General features: G+C 41.7%; 4 protein-coding genes and 1 pseudogene. 1 reads left to right on the top strand and 4 read right to left on the bottom strand.

The window, feature by feature from the left end:
* From PX484_RS16910 to PX484_RS16900, 3 genes are all read right to left on the bottom strand, one after another.
* On the bottom strand, positions 1 to 1,990 hold a 1,990-nt coding region (locus PX484_RS16910), incomplete at its 3' end, for an ABC transporter ATP-binding protein/permease (protein ID WP_288104861.1).
* Positions 1,991 to 2,216: 226 nt separating this feature from the next.
* Positions 2,217 to 2,471, bottom strand: coding sequence for a DUF7219 family protein (locus PX484_RS16905; RefSeq protein WP_002740468.1), 255 nt, complete (start codon positions 2,469 to 2,471; stop codon positions 2,217 to 2,219).
* Between the two features lie 98 nt (positions 2,472 to 2,569).
* Positions 2,570 to 3,514 carry an NAD(P)/FAD-dependent oxidoreductase gene (locus PX484_RS16900; RefSeq protein ID WP_288104859.1) on the bottom strand — a complete coding sequence of 315 codons (945 nt, stop codon included), beginning with the start codon at positions 3,512 to 3,514 and terminating at the stop codon, positions 2,570 to 2,572.
* A gap of 97 nt (positions 3,515 to 3,611) precedes the next feature.
* Between PX484_RS16900 and PX484_RS16895 the strand changes: the two genes are divergently transcribed.
* Positions 3,612 to 4,439, top strand: coding sequence for a YaaW family protein (locus tag PX484_RS16895; protein WP_287766067.1), 828 nt, complete (start codon positions 3,612 to 3,614; stop codon positions 4,437 to 4,439).
* Positions 4,440 to 4,483: 44 nt separating this feature from the next.
* On the opposite strand, the pseudogene PX484_RS25825 reads toward PX484_RS16895, so the two are convergent.
* Positions 4,484 to 4,689: pseudogene (locus PX484_RS25825) on the bottom strand (zinc ribbon domain-containing protein); the annotation flags it as partial.

Raw genomic sequence — 4,689 nt, 5'->3', positions numbered from 1 at the left:
TTTTACCTAAACTGGCACGACTCCGAACGTTACTTAAAGAATAATCAGTTAGGGACTGCATTTGTTGATGGGACAAACCTTCGGCTATTTCAGAAACTCCGGCAATTTCCGCATCATGCTCAGTTTTAACCTCAGACAAAGGCTCTATTTTTACCGCCGAGAAATTTTCTGATTTTTTTGATGTCATGACCAGGTCATTAACTTTTTTGCGCTGATAATCTTCTACAGTTGACAGCTGCCAATGGGAATTTTCTGTTAACTCTAAGACCCATCGATGATAATTAAATAAACTTTCCCGATGACCAACACTAATAAAAGTGGTTTCACTTGCCTGTAATTGCTGATATAAGCTGGCTTCATTGGCCAAATCTAAAGCGCTGGTTGCTTCATCTAAGATAGTAAAAGTGGGTTTAGTGATTAATAGTCGAGCAAAAGCTAATCTTTGCTGTTCTCCCAGAGATAAAATCTGTTCCCAATTGACTTGTTTATCTAAGGTATTTTTGTCAGTTAATAAATGTTGCAGGTTGACTTTTTTTAAGATGTTTTCTAATTCTTCATCGCTCACCTGCTCATTGGTATGGGGATAAAGTAATTGCTGGCGTAAAGTGCCAAGGATAATATAAGGACGTTGGGGTAAAAATAACATTTTAGCTAAAGGAGGACGCACTAAACGGCCGCTACCTGCTTTCCATAAACCGGCGATTGCTCGTAACAAGGAACTTTTTCCTCGACCACTGGGGCCAATAATCAGTAGGCTTTCTCCCAAAGGAACAGAAACCGATAAATTCTCCACAATTACCTTTTCATAATCGGGAGTTTGTAGGGTAAAATTTTCAAAAGCTAGACGATTATCTTCCAGGGTGATAATACGACTTAAGTTTTTCGGCTCTTCACTGGCAACTTTTAAGGCATCTGTTAAGGTAGCTAACCGTTCAATATAACTTGAAACTTTACCCGATGTTCCCCATTCAGTAATTAATTGTCCCAAGGCATTAGAAAAAAGGAAACAGCATAAACTCGCTTGACTAATTTCCCCATAATCGATTTCATTTTTAATAAACATCGGGGTCAAAATAAACATTGAAAATACACTAATCGCTGACTGATAACCCCGATTAAAAAGATTATTAAACCGTTCCCAATTGATCAGTTTTTCCGAGCTTTGAATAACCCGTTCAAAACGGCCTTCAATGATTTTTTCTTCCTGCTCTTCTCCCTGAAAAAAAGCAATGGATTCGGCGTGGTTACGCACATGGGTTAAAGCATAATTATAATCAGCTTTATTATTAAGTTCAGATTGATTAATTTTGTTTAATTCTTGAGTTAGATAAATTGCTATTAAATTTCCTGCGAGCGTATAAATTATTAGATAAACCGCAATTTGCCGAGAAATTGTCCAAAGAATAATCGCAAAAGTAATCATTTGTAACCCTTTTTCCACGAAGGTGATTAACAACCTTAGGGTCATGGTCGTAATTGGTTCAATTTCTTGAGATAATCTTTGATCGGGATTTTTTAAGTTCGAGGTAAAATCAATGTTATAATAAGCGCGATAATTGAGATATTTTTTGACGGTTTGTTTCGTTAACCACTTATACCAATCTAAGGCTACTTTGCGACGAATAAATTGAGAAAAAGCAAATAACCCCGTTGTTCCTATAATCAACAAACTGGATAACCACAGCGTATTTAGATATTTAGAAAGATCTCTATCTTCAATAATAATATCGAGTACATAACGATTCCAGTAGCTACTAAAAGCTTCTACCCCCACCGTTGCCAAGATACTTAAAAGAATCAAAGCTGACATTCCCCAAGAAATGATCACATCTCCAAAGGCACGTCCATTTAACTCCGTTGGATACCAATAGGGTTGAGCCACAATTTTTAGGCTTTCCCAAAATTGACCAAATAGTGAAAAGGGATTCTTGGCCGACTGGTCGGACACAACAGGGTTTTCCGTTGCTTGTTTAGTAGTATATTGGGGCATCTAGATGCAATTGGCAGTTCTTTTACTGTTCTCTTGACAACTCAATATTACATTGTAGCGGGAGAATTACCCGTTTTTGTCTTTTGGTAACATTTTTATCTAGAAGATGAAAGCCAGCTATGGTCAGAAAGCTCTGACATAACTAAGAACTACTTGACCCACTTTTGTTACTGTGGCACTTTAGATACTAATTACTGTTTACTGATCACTGAAAAACCCCCATCTCTCAATCTCCGTGATCCTCAAAATGATTAGCTAGTAGGAATTTTTGACTGGTATTCAACTCTTGCCAAAGCTGGTTAATTTTCTCGTAAGCTTCCGTGGAGGTAAGCTTTCCCCCACTGTGTAAACCAGCGATAAAAGAGACTCTCAGGGCGAATTCCTGCAAGTTAGCGTTAAAAACTAAATTTTGTGGCGTGAATAAACCCCTGTAGCTGGTTTTAGGGTAGAGAAAGTTATCTTTAGAATTGAATTTTTCCATTGTTACCGACCCCCCAGTATAGGATATCTACATTATTATATATTTAAACTTTTGTTAACTTATGCTTAACCTAAGAATTTAAACCTGTCTCTAGATTCTTAAGAGAGTAGCTGCTGAACTTGATTAGCCGCCGCTATCCCAGAAGTTAAGGCCGTTTCTAGGGAAGAATTTCTCGATAAATCTCCTCCTTGACACCAATCACCACAGGCAACTAGAGGTAAAGGACTATTAACACTTAAACAGGGTACAGCTAAACCCTGACGGACTAAAGCATAACGCCAACGGTGCAGCTGAGACCAATCGGGGAGAGGCAAAGAAGCACGAGAGAGCAAATCTAGCTTAACTGCTTCTAAATCCTCGCTATCGAGATATTTAACCGCAAAATCTCCACTACTATGCACAACAAAGACATAATCAGGGGATGATTGCCGTTTACTGCTATCAAGTCCTAACCAAGCGATATCGGTGGAGGGAGCAACTGCGGGTAAAGAATCGCCATAAGCTGCCATTACCGTTAAACAGGGATCGTAAACGATCGATCGCAATTCTGGCATAGTAGTTATGGGAGAGTTTTCTAACAATAACGCTGCTTGCGGGGCGGGAATAGCCAGGACAATCACCGAAAACTCCCCCCGAATTTGACCGTTATTGTTTAAAACCCATTTTCCTTGACGATTTTCCAGACGAGTAACCAGAAAATCTCGTTCAATTTCTAAACCTTGAGCTAAAAATTTCGCCACGCTATTGATGCCAGAAGGAGCAACATAGCTAGAATCAAACCAAGAAGTAACTATATTCTCTCTCAGGAGATTATCAATTAAAGCCGCCGTTTTTTCGCCCTGAATAGTCAAAAAAGGCAAGCCATGATCCACAGCCATCTCTTGATTGGCTCGATTAACCCGTCGCGTGGCTAAACGACCACCAATGCCTCTAGACTTATCAAATAGCTTAACAGTATAACCTCGATCGCACAACTGACGAGCGCAGGTTAACCCGGCTAAACCCGCACCAATGATCCCAACATTAATCGAAAAATTTGTCACTAGCCTTCCTAATCCTGTGAACCCTTGAGTTAATATTAGTAGTAATCAGCACTAGCGAAACTAAGTTGATTATTGGGGCTGAGGAGGACAAACCACATTGGACGAACTACGCACAGCTTTGGAGTTAGCCACCGAGGAGGAACTACAGCAAATCACTAACATCCTCTTTTGCCGTCGTTTTAACCCTCTCGATTATCTACGAGCGCCGGACGCAATCGCCGTTCAAAGTCAAGATTGGGATAGTTGGTTAGATAGCGTCGAGGATCGTTTTCGTTATTTGGCTGCCGATGGTGTGACAGTATTAAAAGGTCAAACCGAAAAAGTTAGTTATCGTCAAATTCTCGTCCGTGTCTGTCATTTCCTCAAGGTTCCCTACTCCCAAAAAATGCCGACAACGGAAATTGAAGCGGAAATCTATCTTCATCTGGTTAACAAAGCTTGGAAACGTCTCCCCCCATCGGAACAAAAATCCCTCTCGATTCAAATTCAAAAGGCGCTCGCGGATTCCCACACTCTCCAACCCTTACCCGTTCACCTACAACATAATCCCCTCGATATAGTCCTCAAAGGCAGTAGCGTCATCGCCGTTAATTCTATCCTGAAACCGATTCTGCTCAAACATATCGCCGGGCAGTTCGCTCTCCATTTTGCCCGCTATCAAGGGGCAAAGACTGCCCTAGTCCAGGGTGGGGCAATTGCTAATCAAATCGCCCTACAAACGGCTAAACAGGGCATGACTCGGGCGGCGGCCCGCTACGGAGCGGTCAGAACCGTGTTAAGTTTGGTGGGACCGGCTCTATGGGGTTGGTTTATTGCTGATCTCGGTTGGAAGGCGATCGCCACTGATTACGGCCGGATTATCCCGACTATTTTTGCCCTTGCCCAAATTCGTCTGACTCGTGAGGATTGTTGGCAACCTGCCTAGCTTGACATCCTCGCCGCCGTAAAACGGACGGCGATTCCCAAACCTCACGATTTAGGTTTCTGCTTCTTTCCCTTGCGGGGTTCCGCACCTGCCTTAACAGATTTACTCTGTTCTGGTCATCAGGTCGCTCTACAGACTGACACCGCAAGCCCTGCGGCCAAAATATTTTTACTGGCGTTAATATCTCGGTCATGGTGTGTCCCACAGTTCGGACAGTCCCACTCTCGAACATTTAACGGCAGCTCTTTCA

This window comes from Microcystis sp. M49636_WE2, from assembly GCF_030065375.1.
GTDB lineage: Bacteria > Cyanobacteriota > Cyanobacteriia > Cyanobacteriales > Microcystaceae > Microcystis > Microcystis aeruginosa_C.
This window is presented reverse-complemented; position numbering and strand designations above follow the sequence as displayed.

Bases quoted from the DNA above. Each gene is read 5' to 3' on its own strand.
- PX484_RS16905 (WP_002740468.1), bottom strand. From the start codon at position 2,471: ATGGAAAAATTCAATTCTAAAGATAACTTTCTCTACCCTAAAACCAGC.